24 protein-coding genes are annotated in these 25,752 nt (G+C 70.6%); 12 read left to right on the top strand and 12 right to left on the bottom strand.

Annotated elements, in window-relative coordinates:
* The 7 genes from E1294_RS07410 to E1294_RS07380 form a co-directional block, all read right to left on the bottom strand.
* On the bottom strand, nucleotides 1–791 hold a 791-nt coding region (locus E1294_RS07410; RefSeq protein WP_132506094.1), incomplete at its 3' end, for a glycosyltransferase family 2 protein.
* The gene (locus E1294_RS07405) at nucleotides 788–1,777 is read right to left on the bottom strand and encodes an iron-containing redox enzyme family protein (protein ID WP_132506092.1); all 990 of its coding nucleotides are present in this window, start codon (nucleotides 1,775–1,777) and stop codon (nucleotides 788–790) included. The genes E1294_RS07410 and E1294_RS07405, both read right to left, overlap by 4 nt.
* Nucleotides 1,778–1,891: 114 nt before the next feature.
* On the bottom strand, nucleotides 1,892–2,212 hold the full coding sequence (nirD, locus tag E1294_RS07400; RefSeq protein ID WP_132506090.1) for a nitrite reductase small subunit NirD: 321 nt from the start codon (nucleotides 2,210–2,212) through the stop codon (nucleotides 1,892–1,894).
* Entirely contained in the window at nucleotides 2,209–4,641 is a 2,433-nt protein-coding gene (nirB, locus tag E1294_RS07395) for a nitrite reductase large subunit NirB (protein ID WP_132506088.1), read from the bottom strand. The genes nirD and nirB overlap by 4 nt, the downstream gene beginning before the upstream one ends.
* Nucleotides 4,638–6,032 (bottom strand): FAD-dependent oxidoreductase, encoded by a 1,395-nt coding sequence (locus E1294_RS07390; protein WP_132506086.1) that lies wholly within the window; start codon nucleotides 6,030–6,032, stop codon nucleotides 4,638–4,640. The genes nirB and E1294_RS07390 overlap by 4 nt, the downstream gene beginning before the upstream one ends.
* Nucleotides 6,029–8,053, bottom strand: coding sequence for a molybdopterin oxidoreductase family protein (locus E1294_RS07385; RefSeq protein WP_220447607.1), 2,025 nt, complete (start codon nucleotides 8,051–8,053; stop codon nucleotides 6,029–6,031). Before E1294_RS07385 ends, E1294_RS07390 begins: the two co-directional genes overlap by 4 nt.
* Before the next feature lies 1 nt (nucleotide 8,054).
* On the bottom strand, nucleotides 8,055–9,365 hold the full coding sequence (locus E1294_RS07380; RefSeq protein ID WP_132506082.1) for an MFS transporter: 1,311 nt from the start codon (nucleotides 9,363–9,365) through the stop codon (nucleotides 8,055–8,057).
* 203 nt (nucleotides 9,366–9,568) lie between these two features.
* On the opposite strand from E1294_RS07380, the gene E1294_RS07375 reads away from it, so the two are divergent.
* Nucleotides 9,569–9,856 (top strand): hypothetical protein, encoded by a 288-nt coding sequence (locus tag E1294_RS07375; protein ID WP_132506080.1) that lies wholly within the window; start codon nucleotides 9,569–9,571, stop codon nucleotides 9,854–9,856.
* A gap of 169 nt (nucleotides 9,857–10,025) precedes the next feature.
* Here E1294_RS07375 and E1294_RS07370 read toward each other — a convergent pair whose 3' ends face one another.
* On the bottom strand, nucleotides 10,026–10,499 hold the full coding sequence (locus tag E1294_RS07370) for a GNAT family N-acetyltransferase (RefSeq protein WP_132506078.1): 474 nt from the start codon (nucleotides 10,497–10,499) through the stop codon (nucleotides 10,026–10,028).
* Between the two features lie 113 nt (nucleotides 10,500–10,612).
* On the opposite strand from E1294_RS07370, the gene E1294_RS07365 reads away from it, so the two are divergent.
* Complete coding sequence (locus tag E1294_RS07365; RefSeq protein ID WP_132506076.1) at nucleotides 10,613–11,590, top strand: aldo/keto reductase; 978 nt, start codon at nucleotides 10,613–10,615, stop codon at nucleotides 11,588–11,590.
* A 90-nt stretch (nucleotides 11,591–11,680) separates the two neighbouring features.
* Here E1294_RS07365 and E1294_RS07360 read toward each other — a convergent pair whose 3' ends face one another.
* Both E1294_RS07360 and E1294_RS07355 read right to left on the bottom strand, forming a co-directional pair.
* Complete coding sequence (locus E1294_RS07360) at nucleotides 11,681–12,331, bottom strand: response regulator (protein ID WP_132506074.1); 651 nt, start codon at nucleotides 12,329–12,331, stop codon at nucleotides 11,681–11,683.
* On the bottom strand, nucleotides 12,328–13,485 hold the full coding sequence (locus tag E1294_RS07355) for a histidine kinase (RefSeq protein ID WP_220447606.1): 1,158 nt from the start codon (nucleotides 13,483–13,485) through the stop codon (nucleotides 12,328–12,330). Before E1294_RS07355 ends, E1294_RS07360 begins: the two co-directional genes overlap by 4 nt.
* Before the next feature lie 157 nt (nucleotides 13,486–13,642).
* Between E1294_RS07355 and E1294_RS07350 the strand changes: the two genes are divergently transcribed.
* The 4 genes from E1294_RS07350 to E1294_RS07335 are packed head-to-tail and all read left to right on the top strand — an operon-like array spanning nucleotide 13,643 to nucleotide 16,042.
* Entirely contained in the window at nucleotides 13,643–13,846 is a 204-nt protein-coding gene (locus tag E1294_RS07350) for a hypothetical protein (protein ID WP_220447605.1), read from the top strand.
* Nucleotides 13,843–14,265 carry a hypothetical protein gene (locus E1294_RS07345; RefSeq protein WP_132506072.1) on the top strand — a complete coding sequence of 141 codons (423 nt, stop codon included), beginning with the start codon at nucleotides 13,843–13,845 and terminating at the stop codon, nucleotides 14,263–14,265. The genes E1294_RS07350 and E1294_RS07345 overlap by 4 nt, the downstream gene beginning before the upstream one ends.
* Nucleotides 14,262–15,809, top strand: coding sequence for a multicopper oxidase family protein (locus E1294_RS07340; protein ID WP_132506070.1), 1,548 nt, complete (start codon nucleotides 14,262–14,264; stop codon nucleotides 15,807–15,809). The genes E1294_RS07345 and E1294_RS07340 overlap by 4 nt, the downstream gene beginning before the upstream one ends.
* A gap of 50 nt (nucleotides 15,810–15,859) precedes the next feature.
* Nucleotides 15,860–16,042 (top strand): hypothetical protein, encoded by a 183-nt coding sequence (locus E1294_RS07335; RefSeq protein WP_132506068.1) that lies wholly within the window; start codon nucleotides 15,860–15,862, stop codon nucleotides 16,040–16,042.
* A gap of 248 nt (nucleotides 16,043–16,290) precedes the next feature.
* Here E1294_RS07335 and E1294_RS07330 read toward each other — a convergent pair whose 3' ends face one another.
* Nucleotides 16,291–18,522: an ATP-binding cassette domain-containing protein gene (locus E1294_RS07330; protein WP_132506066.1), complete on the bottom strand. Its 2,232-nt coding sequence runs from the start codon at nucleotides 18,520–18,522 to the stop codon at nucleotides 16,291–16,293.
* 62 nt (nucleotides 18,523–18,584) lie between these two features.
* On the opposite strand from E1294_RS07330, the gene E1294_RS07325 reads away from it, so the two are divergent.
* Nucleotides 18,585–19,568 (top strand): helix-turn-helix transcriptional regulator, encoded by a 984-nt coding sequence (locus tag E1294_RS07325; protein WP_132506064.1) that lies wholly within the window; start codon nucleotides 18,585–18,587, stop codon nucleotides 19,566–19,568.
* Between the two features lie 175 nt (nucleotides 19,569–19,743).
* Here E1294_RS07325 and E1294_RS07320 read toward each other — a convergent pair whose 3' ends face one another.
* On the bottom strand, nucleotides 19,744–20,565 hold the full coding sequence (locus E1294_RS07320; RefSeq protein WP_165977139.1) for a GntR family transcriptional regulator: 822 nt from the start codon (nucleotides 20,563–20,565) through the stop codon (nucleotides 19,744–19,746).
* A gap of 557 nt (nucleotides 20,566–21,122) precedes the next feature.
* On the opposite strand from E1294_RS07320, the gene E1294_RS07315 reads away from it, so the two are divergent.
* From E1294_RS07315 to E1294_RS07295, 5 genes are all read left to right on the top strand, one after another.
* Nucleotides 21,123–21,488, top strand: a complete 366-nt coding sequence (locus E1294_RS07315; protein WP_132506060.1) for a hypothetical protein — start codon at nucleotides 21,123–21,125, stop codon at nucleotides 21,486–21,488.
* 473 nt (nucleotides 21,489–21,961) lie between these two features.
* Nucleotides 21,962–22,687: an AAA family ATPase gene (locus E1294_RS07310; RefSeq protein ID WP_132506111.1), complete on the top strand. Its 726-nt coding sequence runs from the start codon at nucleotides 21,962–21,964 to the stop codon at nucleotides 22,685–22,687.
* Between the two features lie 129 nt (nucleotides 22,688–22,816).
* Nucleotides 22,817–24,223 carry a glycoside hydrolase family 28 protein gene (locus E1294_RS07305; protein WP_132506058.1) on the top strand — a complete coding sequence of 469 codons (1,407 nt, stop codon included), beginning with the start codon at nucleotides 22,817–22,819 and terminating at the stop codon, nucleotides 24,221–24,223.
* A 373-nt stretch (nucleotides 24,224–24,596) separates the two neighbouring features.
* Entirely contained in the window at nucleotides 24,597–24,935 is a 339-nt protein-coding gene (locus E1294_RS07300; RefSeq protein ID WP_132506056.1) for a VOC family protein, read from the top strand.
* Nucleotides 24,936–24,976: 41 nt separating this feature from the next.
* Nucleotides 24,977–25,525, top strand: coding sequence for a YciI family protein (locus E1294_RS07295; protein WP_132506054.1), 549 nt, complete (start codon nucleotides 24,977–24,979; stop codon nucleotides 25,523–25,525).
* Nucleotides 25,526–25,752 lie beyond the last annotated feature (227 nt).

Here is a 25,752-nt window from a genome sequence, read left to right as displayed (position 1 = left end):
CCCCACCGCCGCCGCCCCGTCTCGGCCAGGCCCACGGCCAGCGCCGCGCCCGCAAGCAGCCCGCCCAGCACCCCGGAGGGCCGCCGGAGAGCGGCCAGCGCGGGCAGCAGCGACAGGAACGCGGCCATCCGCACCGGCTGCGCCAGGTCGTCGTAGGCCTGCCGGACGCGCTGCGACCAGAACCGGCGCGCGTCGCACGGGAGGCGGCGGACGTACAGGCCGGGCGCGTGCAGCTCGCGGCCGCCGTGGGCGCGCACGGTGCGGATCAGCTCCAGGTTCTCGAAAAGCACGTCGCCGTCGTAACCGCCCATGCGCATGAAGAAGCCGCGCCGCACGCCGAAGGTGCCCGGGTAGTCGGCGCCGAAGGCGCGGTTGAGCAAAGTGCGGGCGGTGTCCCAGCGGGCGTGCCAGGGCAGCGGGTCGAAGTAGTTCTGCGGCCTCACCAGGTCGGCGCGGGCCAGCAGGTCGTGCACCCCGGCGAGGGCGGACAGATCGTAGCGCACGTCGTCGTCGGCGATCACCACGCGGTCGCCGGCGGCCAGCAGCAGCCCGGTCGTGACGCCCGCGACCTTGCCGTTGGCGAAGCGGAGCCCGGCCGCCGGTCGCACGTGCCGGGCGAGGCCGCGCCAGCGGGCGGCGTGACGGGCGAAGAGGTCGTCGGGGCTGCCGTCCACGACGATCACCCGCGCGTGCCGGGAGAGCCGGGCCAGGTAGCCGGTCAGCTCGCCGAGCCCCTGGTCGTCGTCCCAGCGCAGTGGGAGCACGTAGTCCAGGTCGAGTGCGGTGCTCACGCCGGGACCCGCTCATCGAGCAGCGAGCCCACCCCGCGCCGCCAGCGGCCCATGACGTGCTCGGCCCACCGCCGTTCGAGCTCCAGCGCGCACGCGGCCCCGTACAGGATGTCACCCGTCAGCTCAGGGTGGGCGGCGGCGAAGCCGCCGCACATGTCATGGGCCGCGATCTGCTCGTGAACGGCGTCGGCCTGCACGTGCTCGTCGTAGAAGCGGGCGGTCTCCTGGCCGGCGCCGAGCCGGCGCAGGCCCATGGAGCAGCGGCGGCTGGGCAGCGACGAGGTCATCTCGATCGCCGCCAGGTGGCCGAGCAGCGCCCCGCGCAACCTCCTGTGCAGCCCGAACAGCGACATCACGTTGGACAGGGCCAGGGTGACGCCGGGGACGCGGTGCAGGTAGGCGCCGTAGGCGTCGTCCAGGCCGAGGCCGCGCATGGTGGCGCGGAACAGCTCGGCGTGCATGCGCTCGCGCCTGCCGCCGCCGTACTCGTCGGCCTGGATCTCCACCAGGGCCGCCTTGGGCCCGCCGCTGAGCCGCGGGATGGCCCAGGTGTGCGGGTCGGCCTCCTTCAGGTGGTAGATCGACCGGTGCACGACGAACTCGCGGAAAACCGGGAGGTCCGCGTCGCGCTGCAGAAACGCGGCCACGGACGGCCCGCCGGCGGAGGAGGTCAACGCGGTCAGCGCCTGCCCCACCTCGCGCGGCGGCACCGGCCCAGGGCCCGGCACGGCGGCTCTCAGTGCCTCCTCGAACCGCCGCTCCAGCCCGGCCCTGAACCTCAGCAGCCCGGGGTCCCACTCCCACCGGTCGTCGGCCTCGTCGAACCCCTGGTAGTGCAGTTCGTAGCAGGCGAACAGGGCGAGCTGGAGATCGTCGTCGTCCAGCCCGCCGGTCACGTGCGCGTCAGGGAACGGCACTCCCGGCGAGCCGGCGAGCCGGTCGAACAACACCGACGTGATGAGGCCACGTGCGGGTGGCAGCCGCATCAGGCACCCCCACCACAGCACTCGCAGGACAAGAAGTCCTCCGCAGTCACCGGCACCCCCGCATCCCCCGTACTCCCGCGGTTTCAAGGTGGTGGCTGCCCGTGGCTGCGGCCCCTAAACGCTGACCTCCACACACCCGCCGGCCACCCGTACGGGATAGACCGGCACCGTCACCGCGTCCTCGTCCAGGCAGCGCCCCGACACCAGGCTGAACACCTGCTTGTGCAGCGGCGAGGCGACGGTCGGCTCGCCCTTCCTGGTGCCGACGATGCCGCGGGAGAGCACGTACGCCCCGCTGAACGGGTCACGGTTGGCCAGCGCGTGCAGGGCGCCGTCGTAGGTGCGGAAGACGGCCACCTGCACGTTCCCGACCAGGGCGCAGACGCCGCGCTCCGGCAACATGGCGTCGTAGTCGCAGACCGGCGTCCAGGTCATCGCGCCACCGCCGGCCTGATCTGGCCGCGCTCGCTGCCGAACACGATCGACGGGTCGGGGACGCCAGGCGCGTTGACGAAGCTGACGAACCTGCTGAGCTTGTCCGGGTCGTCCAGCGTGGCCTGCCATTCGTCGGCGTACGTGGCGATGTGGTGCTCCATCTGCGCGTCGAGGTCGGCGCAGAGGCCGAGCGAGTCTTCCATGATCACCTCACGGAGGTAGTCGAGACCGCCGTCCAGCGACTCGATCCAGGCCGCGGTGCGTTGCAGCCGGTCGGCGGTGCGGATGTAGAACATGAGGAAACGGTCTATGGTCCTGATCAGCTCGTCGGTGCCCAGGTCCTTGGCGAGCAGGTCGGCGTGGCGGGGCTTGAAGCCGCCGTTGCCGCCGACGTACAGGTTCCAGCCCTGCTCGGTGGCGATGATGCCGAAGTCCTTAGACCTGGCCTCGGCGCACTCGCGGGCGCAGCCGGAGACGGCCGACTTGAGCTTGTGCGGCGAGCGCAGGCCGCGGTAGCGCAGCTCCAGAGCGATGGCCATGCCGACGGAGTCCTGCACGCCGTAGCGGCACCAGGTCGAGCCCACGCACGACTTCACGGTGCGCAGCGCCTTGCCGTACGCGTGGCCCGACTCGAACCCGGCGTCGACCAGCCGCCGCCAGATCTCCGGCAGCTGCTCGACCCTGGCCCCGAACAGGTCGATGCGCTGGCCGCCGGTGATCTTGGTGTAGAGGCCGAAGTCGCGGGCCACCTCGCCGATGACGATCAGCTTGTCCGGCGTGATCTCGCCGCCCGGGATGCGCGGCACGACCGAGTACGTGCCGTTCTTCTGGATGTTGGCGAGGAAGGCGTCGTTGGTGTCCTGCAGGGCGGCCCGCTCGCCCTCCAGGACGTGCCCGTTGTGCAGCGAGGCCAGGATCGAGGCCACGGCCGGCTTGCAGATGTCGCAGCCCCTGCCCTGCCCGTGCTCGGTGATGAGCTGGGAGAACGTGCTGATCTTGCGCACCCGTACGATGTCGAACAGCTCGGCCCGCGAGTACGTGAAGTGCTCGCACAGGCTCTTGCTGACCTCGACGCCCGACTTCTCCAGCAGTTGCTTGAGCATCGGCACGCAGCTGCCGCAGGTCGTGCCGGCCCTGGTGCAGGCCTTGATGCCGGCCACGTCGGCGGCGCCGCTCCCGGCGATGGCGGTGCGGATGTCGCCCGCGCACACGTTGTTGCACGAGCACACCTGCGCGTCGTCGGGCAGGTCCAGGCTCGCCGCCCCCGACCCGGTGAACAGCAGGTCGGACGGCGCGGCGGGCAGCGGCTTGCCGACGAACGGCCGCAGCGTCGTGTACGGCGAGGCGTCGCCCACGCAGATGCCGCCCAGCAGCGTCTGGGCGTCGTCGCTGATGAACAGCTTCTTGTAGACGCCGGCCACCGGGTCCATGTAGGTGACGTCGAGCGCGCCGTCCATCGCCCCGAACTGCGCCACCTCGACGCCCAGCAGCTTGAGCTTGGTCGACAGGTCGGCGCCCTCGAACACCGCCTGGCCGCCCATGATCTGCTCGGCCGCCACCTCGGCCATCGTGGTGCACGGCCCGACGAGCCCGTAGACCATGCCCCCGGCCAGCGCGCATTCGCCGACGGCGTAGATGGACGGGTCGGAGGTGCGCATCGCGGAGTCGACCACGATGCCGCCGCGTTCGCCCACCGCCAGCCCGGCCGACCTGGCCAGCTCGTCGCGCGGCCTGATGCCCGCGGAGAACACCACGACCTGCGCGTCCACCAGCGTTCCGTCGGGCTTGCGCAGCCCGGTGACCCGGCCCTCGCCGTCGGTGACGATGTCCTGGACGCCCGCACCGGCGTGCACGCTCAGCCCGAGCTCCTCGATGTGGGACTTCAGCACCGAGCCGCCGCCCTCGTCCACCTGCCGCGGCATCAGCCAGGGGCTCATCTCGACGATGTGCGCCTTCAGCCCGAGGGCCCGCAGCGCGTCGGCGGCCTCCAGCCCGAGCAGGCCGCCTCCGATCACGACGCCCTCCGCGGCGTCCTTGGCGGCCACCCTGATGGCGTCGAGGTCCTCGATGGTGCGGTAGACGAAGGCGTGCTCGGCCCCCGGCACCGGCGGCACGAACGGCGCCGATCCCGTGGCCAGTACGAGCACGTCGTACGGCTCGGCGCCGCCGTCCTCGGTGACGACGTGCCCGGCCTGCCGGTCGATCCCGGTGACACGGGTGTTCAGCCTGGTCACGACCCCGCCGGGTACGGGATAGGTGAGATCCTCCGCGGTGGTGCCCGACAGGTAGGAGGTCAGCGCCACCCGGTCGTAGGCCGGGCGCGGCTCCTCCCCGATCACGGTGATCCGGCCGTCGAAGCCCTTGTCCGCGAGCGTCTCCACGAACCGGTGCGCGGCCGGCCCGTACCCCACGACGACGATCCTGTTCATACCGAAACCCCTTCCTGCTCGCACAGCCAGCCGACGATGCCCTCCACGGCGTCGCGGCAGGTGCCGCAGCCGGTCGTGGCCCGGGTCGCGGCCGCCACTCCGGCCACGTCCCGCGCTCCCGCCTCCCAGCACGCCCTGATCTCGCCCTTGGTCACGTTGTTGCACTGACAGACCTTGGCCGCGTCCGGCATCAGCGTCGGGTTGTCGGCGACCGGCCTCGCCGCCGCTCCCGGGAACAGCAGGCCGGCCCGGTCGCCGGGCAACGGCCCGCCGCGGTCGAAGAGCTGGGTGAGCGTGCCGACGACGTCGCTCTCGCCCAGCAGGATCGCGCCGACCAGCCGGCCGTCACGGATGACGAGCTTGCGGTAGGTGCCGCGGGCCCGGTGGCTGAACCGCACCACCTCGGCGTGTTCCTCGCCGAGCTGGGTCTCGCCCATCGCGGCCAGCTCGACGCTCCTGGCCTTGAGCCGGGTGACCAGCCGGGAACCGCGGTAGCGGGCCTTGCCGCCGGCGATGACGTCCGCGGCCACCGCGGCCTGCTCCCAGGCGGGCGCGACAAGGCCGTAGACGGTGCCGTCATGCTCGGCGCACTCGCCGATGGCGAAGATCGACGGGTCGTCGGTGCGCAGCTCGTCGTCCACCACCACACCGCGCCGCACCCGCAGGCCCGCCTCCGCGGCCGGCCCGGTCACCGGGCGCACGCCGCAGGCCAGCACGACCAGGTCGGCCGCGACCAGCTCGCCGCCGGCCAGCCGGACGCCGTCCTCGCGCACCGCCTCGGCGCTGACCCCGGTGCGGATCTCCACGCCCAGCCCGGCCAGCGTCTCGCCGAGCACCTCACCGGCCTCCACGTCGAGCTGGCGCTCCATGAGATGCCCGGCCAGGTGCAGCAGCGTGACCGGCAGGCCCCGCCCGGCCAGGCCGCGGGCGGCCTCGATGCCGAGCAGGCCGCCGCCGACGACCACGGCCCTGCGGGCGTGCCCGGCTGCAGCCATGATGCGCTCGCAGTCGGCGAGCGTGCGGAACGGGATGGCCCGCTCCACGCCGGGGATGGGCGGCACGATGGCGTCGCTGCCGGTGGCCAGGACCAGCACGTCGTACGGCTCGCGCCGCCCGTCGTCGGTCACGGCGTGCCCGGTCTCCCTGTCGATGCGGGTGACCGTGCTGCCGAAGACCGCCTCCACGTCGTGCGCGTCGTACCAGGAGGAGTCCACCAGCCGCACCTGTTCCGGGCGCGAGCTGCCGGCCAGCACGTTGGACAGCAGCACCCGGTTGTACGGCCGGCACGACTCCGCGCCGAAAACGGTGATCTTCATGTGGGGGTCGCGGGCGCGCATCTCGCTGACCAGCCGCGACCCGGCCATCCCGTTGCCCACGACGACGAGTCTCATGAGTCCCTCTCCACTCTGACCGCGCAGACCTTGAACTCCGGCATTCTGGACACCAGATCAAGGGCCGGGTTGGTGAGCCGGTTGGCGCCCTCCCAGTGGAAGGGCATGAACACGGTGTCGCTCCTGATGTCCTCGCTGATCCTGGCCACGGCCTTGGTCTCGCCCCGGCGGCTGCTGACCCGCACGACGTCCCCCGGCGCGATGCCGAGCTGCTCGGCCAGGTCCGGATGGAGCTCGGCGAACGGCTCAGGAGCGGCCTGGACGAGCGGCGCGATCCTGCGCGTCTGCGCGCCGCTCTGGTACTGGGCCAGCACCCGTCCCGTGCTCAGATAGACGGGATAGTCCTCGTCGGTCTCCTCGGCCGGCGGCCGGTGCTGGACGGGCACGAACCTGGCCCGGCCGTCCGGCGTGGCGAAGGAGTCGAGGAACGGCCTCGGCGTGCCCGGATGCCCGGCCGACGGGCACGGCCAGAACACGCCGCTCTCGCCGGCGATGCGCTCGTAGGTGATGCCGGAGTAGTCGGCGAGCCCGCCCGCGCTGGCCCGGCGCAGCTCGTCGAACACGGCGGCCGGCTCGTCGTCGAAGCGGTGGCCCAGCCGCGCGGCGAGCCCGGCGATGACGTCCAGGTCGCTCCGGACGCCCGCGGGCGGGTCGACGGCACGTCGGCGCAGCAGCACACGGCCTTCGAGGTTCGTCATGGTCCCGCTCTCCTCGGCCCACTGCGTGACCGGGAACACCACGTCCGCCAGCACCGCCGTCTCGGACATGACGACGTCGCAGGCCACGAGCAGGTCGAGCGCGCCGATGCGCTCGGCCACGTGCTCGGCCGCGGGCGCCGAGATGACCGGGTTGGAGCCGAACAGCAGCAGCGCGCGCGGCCCGTCCGTGGTGCCGAGCGCGTCCAGCAACTCGTACGCCGACCGCCCCGGCCCAGGAAGGTCCTCGGGGCGCACGCCCCACACGGCGGCGACGTGCTCGCGGGCGGCCGGGTCGTCGATCCGGCGGTAACCGGGCAGTTGGTCGGCCTTCTGCCCGTGCTCCCGCCCGCCCTGCCCGTTGCCCTGCCCGGTCACGCACCCGTACCCGGAGCCGTGCCTGCCGGGCAGGCCCAGCGCCAGCGCCAGGTTGATGAACGCGCTCACCGTGTCGGTGCCCTTGGCGTGCTGCTCGGCGCCGCGCCCGGTCAGGACGTAGGCGTTGCCGGTTGCCGCCAGCGCCCTGACCGCCTGCCGCATCTGGTGAACCGGCACCCCGGTGATCCGCTCGACCCGTTCGGGCCACCAGCCGGCCAGCGACGTACGCACCTCCTCGTACCCGGCGGTTCGCGCGGCGACGTACGTCTCGTCCACGAGATCGTCGGCGATGACCAGGTGCAACATCCCCAGGGCGAGCGCCAGGTCGGTGCCGGGCGTGGGCTGCAGGTGCAGCCAGGCCTCCTTGGCGGTCCTGGTCCGCCGCGGGTCGATGACGATCAGCCGCGGCCCTGACAGGTGCCGCAGGAACGGCGGCATGGTCTCGGCCACGTTCACGCCGGCCAGCAGCACCACGTCGGCCTCGGCCAGGTCGGTGATCGGGAACGGCATCCCCCGGTCCATGCCGAACGCCCTATTGGAGGCGGCCGCCGCCGAGGACATGCAGAAGCGGCCGTTGTAGTCGATCTGGCTGGTGCCGAGCGCGACCCTGGCGAACTTGCCCAGCGAGTACGCCTTCTCGTTGGTCAGGCCGCCGCCGCCGAACACGGCCACGGCGTCGGGGCCGTGCTCGGCGCGTATGGCGGACAACCGCGAGGCCACGTAGTCGAGCGCGGTCTCCCACTCCACGGGCTCGCCGTACAGGAGCGGGGCGGTCAGGCGCTCGCCGTTGGTGAGCAGCTCACCCGCCGTCCACCCCTTCTGGCACAACGCCCCCGAGGCGTTGGCCGGGATGTCGGTCCTGGGGGTGATGGCCAGGCCCCCGCCCGTTTCCGGGCGGATCTCCATGCCGCACTGCAACGCGCAGTACGGGCAGTGCGTCCTGGTCATGTCAGACCCGGGCATGGGCGAGGCTCGCGATCACGGAGACGCCGACCTTGCGCGTGTAGCACCACCAGGTCAGCGCGGCGCAGGACACGTAGAATGCGCCGAAGGCGAGGAACGCGGGGGCGGGGGTGCCGGCCGCCGCGAACGCCATCCCGAACGCCCGGTTGATCAGGAACCCGCCGAGCGCTCCGACAGCCGAGATGATGCCGATGGCGGCCGAGGCCTGGCGCTTGCCGTACAGCAGGGCCTGCTCGCTCTCGCCGCGCTCGGCCACGGCCTTGGCCTGGAAGATGGCCGGGATCATGCGGTACGTGGAGCCGTTGCCGATGCCGGAGGTGAGGAACAAGGTCTGGAAGGCCAGGAAGAACAGCCAGAAGTCGCCGGACGTGCTGGACATCCACACCAGCAGCACGCCGCCGCCCATCGCGGCGAAGTTCCACAGCGTGACGGGGGCGCCGCCGAACCGGTCGGCCAGCCAGCCGCCCACCGGCCTGACCAGCGAGCCGATCAGCGGCCCGATGAAGGCCACCGCGGCGTACGGGGCGCCGGGGAACAGGTTCGCGCTCAGCAGCGGGAAGGCCGTGGAGTAGCCGATGAACGAGCCGAAGGTGCCGATGTACAGGAACGACATGATCCAGGTCTGGGCCCTGCCGGCGACGGCGAGCTGCTCGCGCGGCTCGGCCTTGGCACTGGTGAGGTTGTCCATGAAGAACCAGGCGCAGACGGCCGACACGACGATGAGCGGGATCCAGAACCACCCGGCGGCGGCCAGCCCGAGCGAGCCGATCACCAGCGGCATGACGAGCTGGACCGAGCTGACGCCGATGTTGCCGCCCGCCGCGTTCAGCCCGAGGGCGACGCCCTGCTTGTCGCGGGGGTAGAAGTAGGTGATGTTGGCCATGCTGGAGGCGAAGTTCCCACCGCCGACCCCGGCCAGGGCCGCGATCACCAGGAAGAGCCAGTACGGCGTGCCCGGGTCGTTGACCGCCACGCCGAGCAGCGTGGCGGGGATGAGCAGCAGCAGGGCGCTGACCACGGTGAAGGTGCGCCCGCCGAACTTCGCGGGGCCGAACGTGTAGGGGACGCGCAGCACCGAGCCGATCAGGTTGGGCAGCGCGACCAGCCAGAACAGCTGGTCGGTGGAGAACTCGTACGACCCCATCCGCGTGGCGACGATGCTCCACAACGTCCACACGGTGAAGCCGAGATGCTCGGCGACGATCGAGAAGATCAGGTTGCGCCGCGCGACCCGCCTGCCTGATCTCGCCCAGAAGGCTGGGTCATCGGGGTGCCAGTCGGCGATCCAGCGCGCCATCGACCTCTCCTACGCTCGGCGTCCGGGATCTCCAAGCTAGGAATGGCGCGTTACGCACGTTGACGATCCGTCGCTGTCCGTTCGTTACGGGTGATTCACCGCGGTAACAATCCACGCACATGTGTCACGGCGGAAACATGCTGGAAATGATCGCTTATCACGTCCCCCTCCGGGTAACAGCACTCCAGCAAGGGGGGAGAAACATGATCAAGAAGCTTCACCATATGGGGATCAGGTCGGGCCACATGTACACCGCGGGGGTCGCGTCCATCGCCGTGTCCTTCGCGACCTGGTTCATGTCCAAGAAAATGGAGGCGGCCGGCATCGACAGGGCCGACCGGTGGGGGATTTTCATCGGCGAGTGGGCGCCCTCGTTCTTCGCGCTCGGGGTGGCGCTCCGCATCGAGGAGACCCACCACGAGCTCGAAGGGCCTGAGTCCGAGACGTACGAGCAGGCGGAGACCCGCGCCAGGACCCACGCCGGCGTGTGACGCGGAGGTCACGCAGGTCACATCACGCTCCGTGACCTGCGTGACCGCGCGCCCCAGTCACCAGGACCGGGTCGCCAGGACCGGTCAGCAGAGCCGATCTTTAGGGCCGATCTTTAGGGCCGGTCCTAAGGGCCGGTCCTAAGGGCCGGTCCTTAGTTAGGGCCGGTCCTTAGGCCCGGTCCCCCAGGCGCCGCAGTGGAGCGTCGCTCAGGCGGTAGTGCGGCCACTCCTCCTGGCGCACCGCGCCGAGGTTCTCGTAGAAGCCGATGGCCGGCTCGTTCCAGTCGAGCACCGCCCATTCGAGCCGCTCGTATCCGCGTTCCGCGCAGATCCCGGCCAGTTCGCCCATCAGCGCCCGGCCGTGGCCGCCGCCGCGATGCTCGGGGCGTACGTAGAGGTCCTCCATGTAGATGCCGTGCACGCCCTTCCACGTCGAGAAGGTCAGGAACCACAGGGCGAACCCGGCCACCTCGCCGTCGTGCTCGGCGATGTGCGCGAACACGGCGGGCGCGTCGCCGAACAGCGCCGCACGCAACTGCTCCTCGGTCACCCGCACCTCGTGCTCGGCCTTCTCGTACGTGGCGAGTTCGCGGATCAGCGTGGCGATGACGGGCACGTCGGCGGGTGTGGCGGGGCGAATCATGGCTTTCAGCGTAGCGGGGCATCCGTGCCGAAGCGCGGCGGCCACCACCGTCCCGCCGGGCGGCCGCCGTACGGGACACTGGACCCCCAGGCACCCGTAACGGAGGACGGTTCATGGAACACCGCGTGTTGGGACGTACCGGCCGGCAGGTCGGCGTGGTCGGCCTCGGCGCATGGCAGCTCGGCGCCGACTGGGGCGAGGTCAGCGAGGAGGAGGCCCGCGCGACCCTTGAGGCGGCCGTGGACAGCGGTGTCACGTTCATCGACACCGCCGACGTCTACGGCGACGGGCGCAGCGAGCAGATCATCGGCCCCTTCGCCAAGGATCGTCCAGGGCTGACCGTGGCCACCAAGATGGGGCGTCGGCTGGAGCAGGTCCCCGCCACCTACGTGATGTCCAACTTCCGCGCCTGGAACGAACGCTCCCGCCGCAACCTCGGCGTCGACACGCTCGACCTGGTGCAGCTGCACTGCCCGCCGACGCCCGTCTACTCGGCGGACGCCGTGTTCGACGCCCTCGACACGCTGGTGGCCGAGAAGAAGATCGCCGCGTACGGCGTGAGCGTGGAGACGTGCGAGGAGGCGCTGACCGCGATCGCCAGGCCGGGCGTGGCGACGGTGCAGATCATCCTCAACGCCTTCCGGCTCAAGCCGCTGGAGCGGGTCCTGCCCGCCGCCCGTGCCGCCGGGGTGGGCATCATCGCCCGTGTCCCGCTGGCCAGCGGCCTGCTGTCGGGCCGCTACGACGAGCGCACCACCTTCTCCCCCGACGACCACCGCGCGTTCAACCGCCACGGGGAGGCGTTCGACGTCGGCGAGACCTTCTCGGGCGTCGACTTCGCCACCGGCCTGGAGGCGGTCCGCCGCCTGGCTCCGCTGGTGCCGCCGGGGGCGAGCATGGCCCAGTTCGCGCTCCGCTGGATCCTCGACCAGGAGGGCGTGTCGGTGGTCATCCCCGGTGCCCGCAACCCGGCCCAGGCCACCGCGAACGCCGCCGCCGCGGACCTGCCCCCGCTGGACGCCGCGACCTTGGAGGCCGTCCGCGCCGTCTACGACGATCTGATCCGCCCTCAGGTGCACCACCGCTGGTAGGCGCCCGGCTGCTCCCGCGGCGCCCGGACATGCGGGCGCCGCGGGCACGTCGCTGCACATACGCCTGTGCGGACCGGCCGGCGCCGGCGCTCATCTGTTCCCGGCGAGCCCGGCACGGTAGGCGATCACCACGAGCTGGGCGCGGTCCCGGGCGTCGAGCTTGGTCAGCAGGCGGCTCACGTACGTTCTGGCGGTCGCCGCGCTGATGTGCAGCTCGGCGGCGATCTCCGCGTTGGAGCGGCCCTGAGCGATCTCGCCCAGGACCTCCCGCTCCCGCTCGGTGAGCCCGGCGAGCAGCCGCGGCTGCGGCGCGCCTCCCGGCGAGCCGGCGGCCGCGCGCATGACCCGCTGCGTCACGGCCGGGGAGAGCAGGGCCTGCCCGGCGGCCACCACGCGGACGGCCTGGCGCAGCTCGTCGGGGCGGGCGTCCTTGAGCAGGAACCCGGCGGCCCCGGCGCGGATCGCGTCGAAGACGTGCTCGTCGACGTCGAACGTGGTCAGCATGATCACCCGGGTCCGGTGTCCGGCGGCGATGTGCCGGGTGGCCTCGATGCCGTCCATGCCCGGCATCCGCACGTCCATGAGCACCACGTCGGGCCGCTCGGCGCGGACCATGGCGATCGCCTCCTGCCCGTCGGCGGCCTCGCCGACCACGGTGATGTCGGCGGCGCGGTCGAGCAGTGCCCGCAGGCCCGCCCGCACCAGGTGCTGGTCGTCGGCGATGACGACCCGGACGGTCACCGTGCCCCCTCCGCCGGTAGCGACGCCGACACCCGGAAACCCCGGCCGTCGGGGCCGCTCATGGTCAGCGTGCCGCCGATGAGCTCGGCCCGCTCTCGCATCCCGGCCAGGCCGTGGCCGTTCGCCTCGCCGTCGTTGCCCCGGCCGTCGTCGGTCACCCGGATGTCGAGCCGGTCGTCCTGGTAACGCAGGAGCACGTCGGCGCGGGTGGCGTGCGCGTGCCGGAGCACGTTCGTGAGGGCTTCCTGCACGATGCGGTACGCCGTCGTGTCGACGACGGCGGGAAGGGGCTTGGGCGTGCCCTCGATCCTGATGCCGATCGGCAGGCCGCTGTCGTTCATGGCCGTCACCAGCCGGTCCAGGTGCTGAAGGCTCCCCATGGGCGGGCGCGTGGACGGGCGTACGGCGGCGTCATCGGCGGGGCGCCGCAGCAGGGCGAGGGTGCTGCGCAACTCGCCGGTGGCCTCGTCGGTGGCGGCGCGGATGGTGGCGAGGGCGCCCCGAACCGCCTCCGTGTCGGCGTCGTCGAGGGCCTCGCCGGCCACGTCGGACTGCAGGGAGATCACGGTGATGGTGTGGGCGAGCACGTCGTGCAGGTCGCGGGCGATCGTGAGGCGTTCCTGCTCGATGCGCATGGCGGCCTCCTGCTCGCGCTGGCGCAGCAGCCGTTGTTCGCGCTCGTGCTGCTCGGCCTGCCGGCGCCGCCGGTTGCGCACGCTGTCGCCGAGAGCGATCGCCGCCGCCATGAGCGCCACGCTCCACGCCAGCTCGTAGCCGACCAGATAGCCCAGCTCCTCGCCCTGGCGCAGGCGGAAGAAGTTGGAGATGGCGAGCAGCGCGACGGCGACTCCCACGGCGAGCCGGGGCCTGCCGTGCTCGGCCGCCGAGTAGAGCGCGGCGGCGACCGGCACGGCGAGCCCGACCGGGGGATAGCCGACCGCGTGGTAGCCGAGGATGCCGACGCCGGTCGCCACCAGGGCGAGAACCGGGTGCCGGCGGCGGACCAGCATGAGCAGGCCGAGCCCGGCGGCGAACATGTAGGCGGACGGCTCCGGCCCGCGGCTGCCGCCGAGGTTCGAGGTGATCGCCACGGCGATGACGAGGGTCACGACGGCGGCCAGAGCGCCGTCGGTGAGGAGGTCCCGTCGTGTCACAACACCGCAGCGTAGCCGGGGGTTCGGCGGCCGTCCTCCGGCGTGGGTGCCGTCTGCGATGTCAACATCCCGCGTAGCGGCGTACGTCGGATGTCGACGTCAACTGTCGACCACGTCCCGATGACCCGCCGGCGGCGCGTTCGTAACGTCGTCGGCCATGAGAACTCTGGGGATAGCGATCCTGGGCCTGTTCGTCGGCCTGATCGCCGGGGCTCTGCTGACCTCGGCGGTGGCCCGGCCACTCGTCCAGAGCGGGGGCGAGATCTCCACAGGAGCCGCCCTCCTGCTCGGCGCGATCATGCCGGTGCTGGGCGTCGCCGGGGCCGTCGCGGGGGTCGTGATCGCCAGGAAGACGCGGTGACCTCCACGGACGGGCGGGTTCCCGGCTGGGCGCTCTGGTCGCTACGGGTGATCACGCTCGGGGTGGCCGTGCTGGTGCTGGTCCAGCCCGTGCTGGCCGGGCTGTTCGTCACCGGTGACGTCGGGATGCTCAGGACGCATTCGACCATGGCCGGGTTCCTCACCGTGCTGGTGTTCGTCCAGTTCGCCGCCGCGATCCTGCTGTGGCGGCCGGGGCGCGGCCCGGCCTGGCCGATCTGGGCCGGCCTGGTGTTCTTCCTGACCGTCGAGGCCCAGAGCGCGCTCGGCTACGCGCGCGCCGTGAGCGTGCACATCCCGCTCGGCGTGCTGCTCTTCGGAGGCGCGGTCGCGATGGTGATCGCGACCTGGTCGCCAGGTCTGCGAGTACGCCGCTCGCGGCCCGGCGGGGACGGCTCATGAGCGGCGGCCTGTCGCGCCGCCGGTTCCTCGGGCTGGCCGGAGCAGGTGCGGCGGCCCTGGCGATCCCCGGGTGCGGGCGGCTGACCGCCGAACGGGCCGGAGCCGTGCTCACGAGCCGGCTGCCGCTTCCCCGGCCGTTCACGACCACCCTGCCGGTGCCGGGTGTCGCCCGTCCGGCCGACGGCGACACGGCCTACGCGCTGACCCAGCAGGCCGCCCAGGTGGAGATCATCCCCGGCACCCGTACCGAGGTGTGGGGGTACGACGGCACGTTCCCAGGCCCCACCTTCGACGTGCGCAGCGGCCGGCCGATCACCGTCGCCATCACCAACAAGCTGCCCGTGCCGACGGCGACACATCTGCATGGCGGCGTCACCCCGCCGCAGTCGGACGGCTATCCGACCCATCTGGTCGTCTCCGAGAAGCACGCCGCCCACTTCGCCCCCGGGTCTCACCTGGACCACGGCCGGCTGACCACCGGCAGGTTCGTGCACGAGTACCCGCTCGACCAGCCGGCCGCCACCCTCTGGTACCACGACCACCGCATGGACTTCACGGGCCCTCAGGTCTACCGAGGACTGGCCGGGATGTTCGTCGTCCGCGACGACGTCGACGACGCGCTGCCGCTACCCAAGGGCGACAAGGACATCCCGCTGCTGATCTGCGACCGGGCTTTCGAGGCGGACGGCTCCTTCCGGTACCCGTCGGCCGACCCGACGCTGCTCGGCCGGCCGGGCGTCGAGGGGCCGTACCATCAGGGCGTCGAAGGCGACGTGATCCTGGTCAACGGGGCGCCGTGGCCGGAGCTCGACGTGGAGGCCACCCGCTACCGGTTCCGCCTGCTCAACGCGAGCAACGCCCGCCGCTACGAGCTGCGCCTGGACCCTCCGCCCCCGGACGGCAGCCCGTTCACGCAGATCGGCAGCGACGCCGGCCTGCTGGCCGCGCCGCAGGGGCTCGACCGCGTGCCACTGGCCGGTGCCGAACGCTCCGACGTCGTCATCGACTTCGGCGCCTATCCCATCGGCACGAGGATCACGCTGGTCAACTCGCTCGACACCGGCACCGCCGGCCGGGTGATGCGCTTCCACGTGGCACGGCGCGGCACCGAGGACAGCCGCGTCCCGGCCCGGCTCGCCGACGTCCAGCCGCTGACCCCCGCCCAGGCCGTGCGCCGGCGGCGCTTCGACTTCCGGCTCAGCGGGCCCGGCGAGCACGGATCGAGATGGACGATCAACGGCCGCCCCTTCGACCCGGCCAGGGCGCTGGCCACCCCGCGGCTCGGCAGCACCGAGCTCTGGACGTTCACCAGCGACTTCCACCACCCCGTCCACGTCCATCTCGGGCACTTCCAGGTGCACCGTCGCAACGGGCGCCCGCCGTCCCTCGCGGACGCCGGCTGGAAGGACACGGTGGACGTCCGGCCCTACGAAGTGGTGGAGGTGCTGGTTCGCTTCACCGGCTATCGAGGTCGTTATGTCCTGCACTGCCACAACCTCGAACACGAGGACATGGCCATGATGGCCAACTTCGACGTCGTCTGAGCCCGCGTACCCGAAAGCTGTCGGTCCCGTCGGACAGAATCATCGGCATCATGACTCCTTTCAACGCCGTGCGATCGCCCGCGGGTGACATCGTGGTCTTCTATGTCGGCGCCGAGCCGCGCCTGACGGCCGAGCAGGCCCTCGCCTTCGCCGACCAGCTCCGCGCCCTGGCCGCGGAGCCCGGCCCGACGCCGGCCGGCGCCCCCGGCCACCGGCGCCACGCCGCCGCATGACGTCTTTTCGCCCGGTCGTGCTGTCACGCTGAATCGTCCACTCCGGGCAGCAGCGACGACAGGCGGGCCCGCCAGACCGCGGCACTGTCGTGATAGCCGTTGACGACGCTGGTCACGCTCTCGTCCCGTCATTGGGCCTGGACTTCCTTCCCCCTGCATCCAGGAAATAATGACCGGAGGCCGTCCATCCCGCCTCCCTGCGGTGGGCCCATGAATTGGTGAACGCACTTTCCGGAGATAGGGAACGCTCAGCCGAGGGCGCGGCCGGTGGGGGTCGTCCGGTCGGTGTGGTCGGCGACGTGGCCTTCGAAGAGGATGGTCCCGCCGTGCCTGCCGGGTCCGGGGCCGAGATCGATGAGCCAGTCGGCCTGGCGGATGACGTCGAGGTTGTGCTCGATGACGACGACGGTGTGGCCGTGGTCGACGAGGTCGCCGAGGACGTGCAGGAGCGTGTCGATGTCGTCCATGTGCAATCCGGTGGTGGGCTCGTCGAGCACGTACAGGGTGGGCTGCCTGGCCTCGCGGAGCTCTTTCGCGATCTTGACGCGCTGGCACTCCCCTCCTGACAGCGTGCTCAGCGACTGTCCCAGGCGCAGATATCCCAGCCCGACGGCGGAGAGTTGCCGCAGGGCTCGGGCGATGCCCTGGTCGGGCAGCCGGGCGACAGCCAGGTCGACGGTGAGGTCGTCGACGTCGGCGATCGACAGTCCGTTCACGGTGTGGGCGAGGACCTCCGGAATGAAGCGGCGGCCGTGACAGGTTTCGCAGCCGACCTCCTGGCCGTCCATGAAGGCGAGGTCGGTGTAGATGACACCGAGCCCGCCGCAGTCGGGGCAGGCGCCCTCGGAGTTGGCGCTGAACAGGGCGGCGGGGACGCCGTTGTGCCTGGCGAACAGCTTGCGGATCGCGGGCGCGACGCCGGTGTAGGTGATCGGGGTGGAGCGGCGGTTGGTGCTGACCGGCCTCTGGTCGATCACGGTCGCGTCGTGCTGGGCCACCAGTTCCCCGGCGAGGCTGGACTTGCCCGAACCCGCGACGCCGGTGAGGACGGTCAGCACGCCCGTGGGGAACCGCACGGTGAGGTTGCGCAGGTTGTTGCGGGTGGCGTCCGCGACGGTGAAGCCGCCCGTGGCGGGGCGGGGGGCGCGCTTGACCCGCCGGTGTACGGCCAGGGCGCGGCCGGTCGGCGAGTCGGCCTTCCTGAGCTCGGCGATGGTGCCCTGGAACACGAGCCACCCGCCCCCGTCGCCGGCGCCGGGTCCGAGCTCGATGACCTGGTCCGCGTGGGCCATGACGACGGGGTCGTGCTCGACGACGAGGACGGTGTTGCCGCTGTCGCGCAGCCGTTCCAGGATTCTGATCATCGACTCCACGTCGGTGGGGTGCAGTCCCACGCTCGGCTCGTCGACGACGTAGGTCATCTCGGTGAGGCTGGACCCGAGGTGCCTGACCATCTTGATGCGCTGCGACTCCCCGCCGGAGAGGGTCGTGGTCGCCCGGGAGAGCGTGAGGTAGCCGAGCCCGATTCTGATCATCCCCTCCAGCCGGGCGGTCAGTGCCTCCACGGCGGGCGCGACGCGGGCGGAGTCGATCGTCCGGACGAGTCCGGCCAGTTTCGTGATCTCCATGCGGGCCATCTCACCGATCGTGTGATCGAGCACCGTGGCCGTCCGCGCGGCCTTGCCGAGCCGGTCGCCGCCGCACTCCGGGCAGGTCTCGGCGCGGGTGAAGCGGCGGATGGTCTCCTGCTTGCGCTCCGACAGGTTGTCGGAGGTGTGCAGGTAGATCCGCTCGAACCGTTCGACGACGCCCTCGTAGCCTTTGGGGGGCTTGCGCCCCAGACGCGCCGCCGCCTGACCGCCGTACAGCAGCGCCTCGCGTTCGGACGGGGCCCACAGGCGGAGCGGGGTGCCGGGGTCGAAGGATCCGATGTCGGCGTACTGGGTGTACCAGTAACCGCCGTTGCCGAAGCCGGGCAGCAGGATCGCGCCCTCGGCGAGCGATCTGTCCAGGTCCAGGAAACGTTCGACGGCGGTGACCACCACGTCCCCGAGGCCGGAGCAGGCAGGGCACATGCCGGCGGGCTCGTTGAAGGAGAAGTGGCTCGACTCGCCCACGTAGGGCCGGCTGAGGCGGGAGAACAGCAGCCGCAGGTAGGTCCAGGCGTCGGTGATCGTGCCGACGGTCGAGCGCGCGTTGCCGCTGATCCGGCGCTGGTCGACGACGATCACCGGAGTCAGCCCCTCGATGTGCTCGACGTCGGGGCGGGTCCACTTCGGCAACCGGTTACGCGCGAACGGCGGGAACGTCTCGTTGATCTGGTATCCGGCCTCGGCGGCGATCGTGTCGAACACCAGTGACGACTTGCCGGAACCTGACACCCCCGCGAAGACGACCAGCCGGTTACGCGGAACGTCGACGTCCACGTCGGCCAGGTTGTTGGTCCGGGCCCGGCGAATGATGATGCTGCGCTCACTCATGGCTGGGAGGCTACGATCAGATGTGGCCAGATTCTGACCGCAACCCGTGGGAGGATCAGGGCATGGCGGACGTCACCCAACGCATGCTTGCCTTGCTGTCGACGCTGCAGACGGGCCGGTCGTTCACCGGCGAAGAACTGGCCCGGCGGCTGAGCGTCAGCCCGCGGACCCTGCGCCGGGACATCGACCGGCTCCGCGGATACGGCTATCCCGTCGACACCCAGCCCGGCCCCGGCGGCTACTACCGGCTCGCCTCCGGCCGGACGATGCCGCCGCTCGTCCTGGACGACGACGAGGCGGTGGCCACCCTGCTGGCGCTGGCCTCCCTCGCCGCCGTCGAGCCGTCCGCCGAAGGAGGGATCGACGCCGCGGCAACCCGCGCGTACGGCAAGCTCGACCAGTTTCTCCCCACCCGGTTGCGCCCTCACATCGCCTCCATCCGCTCCAGCCTGGAGACGAGCCCTCAACGCGCGCCGAGCGTCGCCGCCCGCCGGCTCGGCATCGTCGCCGAAGCCATCGCACACCGCGAGACGATGTCGTTCACCTACACCGACGCCCGCGGCGAACACACGGAACGGCGAGCCGAGCCCTACCGGCAGGTTCACCACCTGCTGCGCTGGTATCTGCTGGCCTGGGACATCGACCGTGCCGACTGGCGCGTGTTCCGCCTCGACCGGATCACCGGCGCGTCCAGGACCGGCCATCGCTACGAGCCGCGCCCGCTGCCGGCCGGGTCCGGGGCGGAATATCTGCGACGAGGACTCAACAGGAACAAGGAACCCGTCAGCCTCCTGGTCAGGGCGCCGGCCGCGGACGTCGCCGCCGCCTTCACGTTCCAGGACGCCGAGATCCACTCCGTGGACGACACGCACACCCGGATCAGCCTCGCGCTGGACTCCTGGCACTGGCTGGTCCTCAACCTCGCGTTCCTGGAGGCCGACTTCGAGATCGACGCGGCACCGCACTTCCTGCGGGCCTGCCGCGCCTTCGGCGAACGGCTCCTCGCCGCGGCGCCTGCCGGCCGCGCCGAATCGCCGGCGGGATGAGGCCGATGAGCTCGGGCGCCGTCATGTCGCCTTACGGCGTGTGGCCGGAGTGCCAGTCGAATCTGGCCGTCGCGCGTCCTGTCAGCGGCCCTCGATGCACATAACGTGCGGACAGAGGGGGTGCTCCGCGTTGTGGCGTCTCAACCCGATGTCCGGCACCCCCTCGCGACGACTCTCAGGATGAGAACGGTTGCCTCATGACGACGGCCTGCCGCTTCTTCCAGACCTTGTAGCGCAATCTCCAGCGGTCACCGGGCAGGACGATGACCGCCAGGTCCACGACCTGGCCGCGATCGTTCTCCGCGACGCGGTAGACCACGAAAACCGGCGTGTGCCCGCGGATCTGCAGCTCGTACGCTTCCTCCGGCGTGGGCATGCGGCAGTCGATGTACTCGTCGGCGTCGACCACCTCGTGGCCGGCCTCGGCCAGCCTGGCCCAGATCCCGCCGGGCCCGGTGTCCTGCCGCTGCACCGCCTCGCCGCCGTCCGTGAACAGGTAGAGCGGCATGTAGTTGGTCGCCAGGGAGACAGGGGTGTCGCCGGCTTCGTACAGGCGGTGCCGGTAGAGCAGGCGCATGTGGCTGCCGAAGCATTTGACCATCTCCTCCTCGTGCACCTCCGCTGTGCGGGCGCCGGCAGCGAAATGGCGTATCCGCAGCTTACGGGTGTCGATGTCGGCGAGCATGAACCGGTGCTCGGAGTCGCCTTCCAGGCGCTTGATGCCGTCGCGGAGGAACTTCTTCCGTACCTTTCTGACCCAGCTTCCGCGCTTGGGGGTGCGATCGATAAGCCCTTCATGTTTCAACAGATTCAGGGCACTTTGCGCCGTACCCAAAGAGACCCCGTACTGGTCGGCGAGTGCGGCCTCTCCCGGCAGACGATCAGTAGGTTGATTGGATTCGTCCCGAAGCGCGTTGTTTCGAATCGCATCGCGCAGGTCATCCGCAATGCGCTCGTATATCGCGCGTTTCGGGACAGGTGCACGGCTTGCCGTCACAGGTAAGGACTCCATTTGCTGTACAGAAGTTGTGTGCTCCGATGGTAGACCTCTGGGCCGAATTCTCCAGTCGCTCGGACGACACCATCGTGGCCTGCTGGATATAGCCCTGTCTGCGATGGATGTGGTGCTCTGGACATCCACCACTCCAACTTCTATAGAGAAATAGCGGCGAACACGATGAATAATCCGGCACCCATCTCCCCTCTCCCGCCCGAGCCGCCACATGAGCGCAACGGCGTTTCACAAATAACGCTCACCTTCGTGGTGATCGTCATTGTCGTGATCTGGCCGGACCTCATTCCCGTGGTCACCGTGATTCTCGCGGTCCTGAGCCTCGGCCAAGCCGCTCGATGACCACTCGAAGCGGTCCTCCTCATCTTCCGGCTCGTAGGAGCACGTGACCAGGTCGGACCGGCCACGGCGTCCCACGGATGCCGGCAGTAGACGACGTGTCAAGTAGTGGCCACTCAGAGCCAACGACAACACCGGTGCTCCTGCCGCAGACTGCGACGAGAAACACCCTGACGCCTCGGCAATCTCGGAAAGGAACCATCATGAAGAAGGCGATATCTCGACTCATCCGCATATCTATCGGCGTCGCATCCGCACTTTTGGTCACCGTGGCAGTGCAGGGATCGGCCACAGCATCGGCGCGCGACACCTACAGCGCCAAGCACGGATCCGATTCCGCCACCGTGTGGATCGCCTCCGAAACGATCTATGTGAACGACCGCGAAAACGACGGGAACGACGTCGTCGGGCAGGTCAGGTGGTGGGATTCCAACAAGGCCCAGATCCGCATTCACAACGTCTGGGACCGGAACCCCGACGGTGACGCGGTCACGGGCAACTCCCCGGGACCCGTACGCGGAATCCGCGTTTGCGAGGAAACCGGCTCGTGTTCTGCCTGGGACGGCTGATCCGTCGAACGTTGGCCGTCACGTTCCCCACCCCCGGATCCACGCGCCGCCTCAGGATCCGCCGGGGATGTTGCCCCACGCGCCTGGCCCGATCTGCCTGAATTGCGGCGGGTCGGGCTCGACCGCGCCCCCGAACACCAGCCCGCCGGCGACCTACGCCACCCGTGCCACCCGTGCCACCCACCAGGCTTCCCCCAGTGCGGCGGCCGGTTACGCGCGCGAGGGGCTCGTGGGGTTCGACCCGCCTGACCCTTTCCGGGTGGAGGTCAAGGCCGTCGAGCCGTCACCTCGGTCACGCTGGAGGCGGAGCGCATCGGCCAGGTCGCCGGGCATCCCGTCTCCTGTTCGGGCGGGCACCCCGCACCAACGGTCAATGATCACGTACGTGCCGGAAGCCGCACGCGGCGCTCCGGCCCGCTAGCGTGGTGAGCCCGGGTCCCCCCCGGATGCGACGACCAGGAGGAGACGCGGTGATGCTGCTCACCCGGCTGAGCGTTCGCGATCCGCTGACCGGCTGGCCCGCCGGCCTGCCGCCCGTCCGCCACCTCACCGAGCACGGCCTGGGGCTCTCCGCACCGGTCACCTTCCTGGTGGGCGAGAACGGCTCGGGGAAGTCCACGATCATCGAGGCGATCGCCGACGCGTGCAAGGTCAACTCCGAAGGCGGCAAGGCCGGCACCCGTTACGCCAACACCGGCCCCGCCACCGCGCTCGGTGAGGCGCTCGACGCGGAGTTCACCGTCGAAGGGCTGCGGCTCACGCGCGGGCCCCGCCTCAAGCGCCGCTCGTTCTTCTTCCGCGCCGAGACCCTGATCAACCTCGGCCGCGCCGTCTCCGGCCTGCCCGGCTACTGGGCGGAGCACCCCGACCAGCAGTCCCACGGCGAGGGCTTCCTCACCGTGCTCGAAAGCATGGTGTCAGGCCCGGGGCTCTACCTCATGGACGAGCCCGAGGCGGCCCTGTCGTTCATGTCGTGCCTGCGGCTGATGGGCCTCATGGACCGCGCCGCAGCCAAGGGCGCGCAGATCATCTGCGCCACCCACTCACCGATCCTCAGCTCGCTCCCGGGCGCGCAGATCCTCGAACTCAGCGACGACGGCATCCATCCGGTGGAGTGGGACAAGCTTCAGGTCGTCGACCACTTCCGCCGCTTCCTCGGCAAACCGGATTTCTATCTCCGCTACGTCCTGGACGACTGATCGGACGGCACGAGCGTTCCTGCAAACGGTTGCCGCCCTGATCCCGAACGGATGTGGTCCACAACCCTAGATCACTGCAACGGGTTGGCCTACCATCCGGGGTGTCCCGAGCCGGCAGGGAGCCGCCCCATGTTGAGCCGCCGCAACGCCATGCGCGCCATGGCGATGTCCGCCCTCGCCGTCCCGGTCCTCGACGCGAAGGCCGTACGAGCAGCGCCTGATCCGTGGGCGCGGGCCCACCACATCGTGGCGAAGGTGCGAGGGCCGAGGTTCCCGCGACGCCGGTTCGACATCAGGGACTTCGGCGCGGTCGGAGACGGGGTGACGGACTGCACGAAGGCCATCCGCTCCGCGATCAGGGCCTGCCACGCGGCGGGAGGCGGGCACGTGGACGTGCCGGAAGGGCGGTTCCCGACCGGGGCCGTCCACCTGCTGAGCAACGTCGACCTGCACGTCACCGCTGGCGCCAGGCTGTTGTTCAGCACCGACCCGAAGGCGTACCTCCCGCTGGTGCTGACCAGGTTCGAGGGCGTCGAGCTCTACAACTACTCCCCGCTGATCTACGCGTACGGACAGCGGAACATCGCGGTGACCGGGTCAGGCGTGCTCGACGGGCAGGCCGGCCATGATCACTGGTGGCCGTGGAAGGGGTCGGGCGACGACGGCTGGGAGCCTGGCGAGCCTCACCAGGCCGAGGCCAGGGCCGCGCTGTTCGCCCAGGCCGAGCAGGGAGTGCCGGTCAGGCAGCGGAGATACGGCGAGGGCGGCTACCTGCGCCCGTCCTTCGTCCAGCCCTACCGGTGCGACAACGTGCTGATCGAGGGCGTCACCATCGTCAACTCGCCGATGTGGGAGATCCACCCCACGCTGTCGCAGAACGTGCTCGTGCAGAACGTCACGGTCGAGTCGCACGGCCCGAACAACGACGGCTGCAACCCCGAGTCGAGCCGGATGGTGGTGATCCGCGGCTGCACGTTCGACACCGGCGACGACTGCATCGCGATCAAGTCGGGACGCAACGCCGACGGCCGTCGCGTGAACGTGCCCAGCGAGCACATCGTCGTGGAGAACTGCACCTTCCGCGACGGGCACGGCGGCATGACGATCGGCAGCGAGATGTCCGGCGGCGTACGCGAGGTCTTCATCAGGGACTGCGCGATGTCCAGCCCGAACCTCGACATCGCGCTGCGCTTCAAGACGAACTCCGTGCGCGGCGGGTTCATCGAGGGCTTCCACGCCAGGGACCTCGAGATCGGTCAGGTGGGCGGCTCGGTCATCGACGTCAACTTCTTCTATGAAGAGGGACCCGGCCACGGTTTCAACCCCGAGGTGGGCGGGATCGACGTGCGAGACGTGACCGTACGGACCGCCAATCGGGCACTCAACCTGCGCGGTTACGCCGACGCCCCGATCCGCGGGGTCACGCTGGCCGACGTGGATTTCGGCACCACCGCCACGCCGATCGTCGTCGAGCACGTCGAGGACCTGGTGCTCAAGAACGTCACCGCCAACGGCGAACCGCTGATCGTGCCCTGACCACGAGGGGCGGAAGGCGTACCCACCGCCAGCATGAGCGCCCCCGCCGGCCCACGCCGGCGCCCCATGCTTGTCACTCGTCTCTCCAGAATGACCGACCGGGCCGCACCGGTGAATGCCCCGCACCATGGAGTCGTCACGGAAGCAGCGCCGCGCCGGTCGTCGGCCTGCCGGTCGTCGCCGCCGCTCTCGGCGGCCTCCTCGTACGCGAGCAGATCGGCGGCGGTCTCTCCGCGACCGGAGGTCGCCCCGCGAGGATCGGCCGCTAGTTCCGTGACGACTCCGGGAACGCCGCGCGTCCTCTCCTTCTCCCCGATGAGTTTCGGTCACGGGAGTGGTCCAACGTCCGAGACGATCGAAGGGAGTGGTGCACGTGGACCTGTACAGCGTCATGCCGGTGAGCGACCGGACGAAGTCACTGGAATGGTTCGGCGTGTTCTTCGGCCGCCCGGCGGACGAGGTCATCGGCGAGGAGCACCTGTGGCAGGTCGGCGAGAACGCGTGGGTCGTCGTCGACGACCGTGACGTACGGGCCGAACGGGTGGGCACGGCCATGGTCACGTTCGGCGTGACCGACCTCGACGACATCCTGGCCCGCCTCGCCGCCCACGGCATCAGCCACGAACCGCTGGAAACCTACAGCAACGGCGTGCGCCATGTCGTCGTGCTGGACCCGGACGGAAACAGCCTGTCACTCGCCGAAGCACCATGATCGCGTGAAGCTGCCCCCGCGGTCCATGGTAGGTAGTGGGCATGGAGTTCTTCTGTTACCACCGCGACCGGCCTGACACCGCGACGCTGCGCGACGAGCTGCTGGAAGAGCACTGGTCCTACATGGACCGGTACGCGGCGGAGATGATCGCCCGTGGCCCGACCTTCAGCCCCGGCAGCGACACGGCCACCGGCAGCGTGCACATCGTCGACCTGCCGGATCTCGCCACCGCGCGTGCGTTCGTCTTCGAAGAGCCCAACTACCAGGCCGGTGTCTACCGTAACGTGATGTTGCGCCGATGGCGCAACGTCCTTGGGCGCACCATGTGGGATTTCCCTGGCGGCCGGGAGGGCGGCAACCGATATCTGGTGCTGGGCCTCGGCTTCGGGCAAGCTGCCGACCCTGTCCCGCCGCCCAACCGGGACGAGCTGATCGCGTACGGGCCGCTGCTGTCCGACGACGGCACAACCTGGCTGGGTAATGCGGTGCTGGTCCGGGCCGCAAACCCGGATGCGGCACGCGCCGTCCTGACCCAGGACCTGTACTCGGACATCGAGGTCCACGACTGGGAGTTCGGCGGGCGGCGGTAATGAACACGTAAGCGTCGCCAAGCCGTGCGTCTTACACGGAGAACGTACGGCCGGACGTGCAGGAGCTGGGAACCACCGGGAGCGCGGACATGCGGCCCTGACCAATGAGCGCAGCGATCCGCACGCCCGTCCCCCACTTCAGTTCACCGCTTGTCGATGCGGCCGTCAGCGCTGATCACACCATGGTCGTCGCCTGCCGACCTGTTCGAGGTGCTCCTTCGGCACTG

Origin of the sequence: Nonomuraea diastatica, from assembly GCF_004349015.1 — a bacterium.
In the GTDB taxonomy this organism is placed as follows: domain Bacteria; phylum Actinomycetota; class Actinomycetes; order Streptosporangiales; family Streptosporangiaceae; genus Nonomuraea; species Nonomuraea diastatica.
This window is presented reverse-complemented; position numbering and strand designations above follow the sequence as displayed.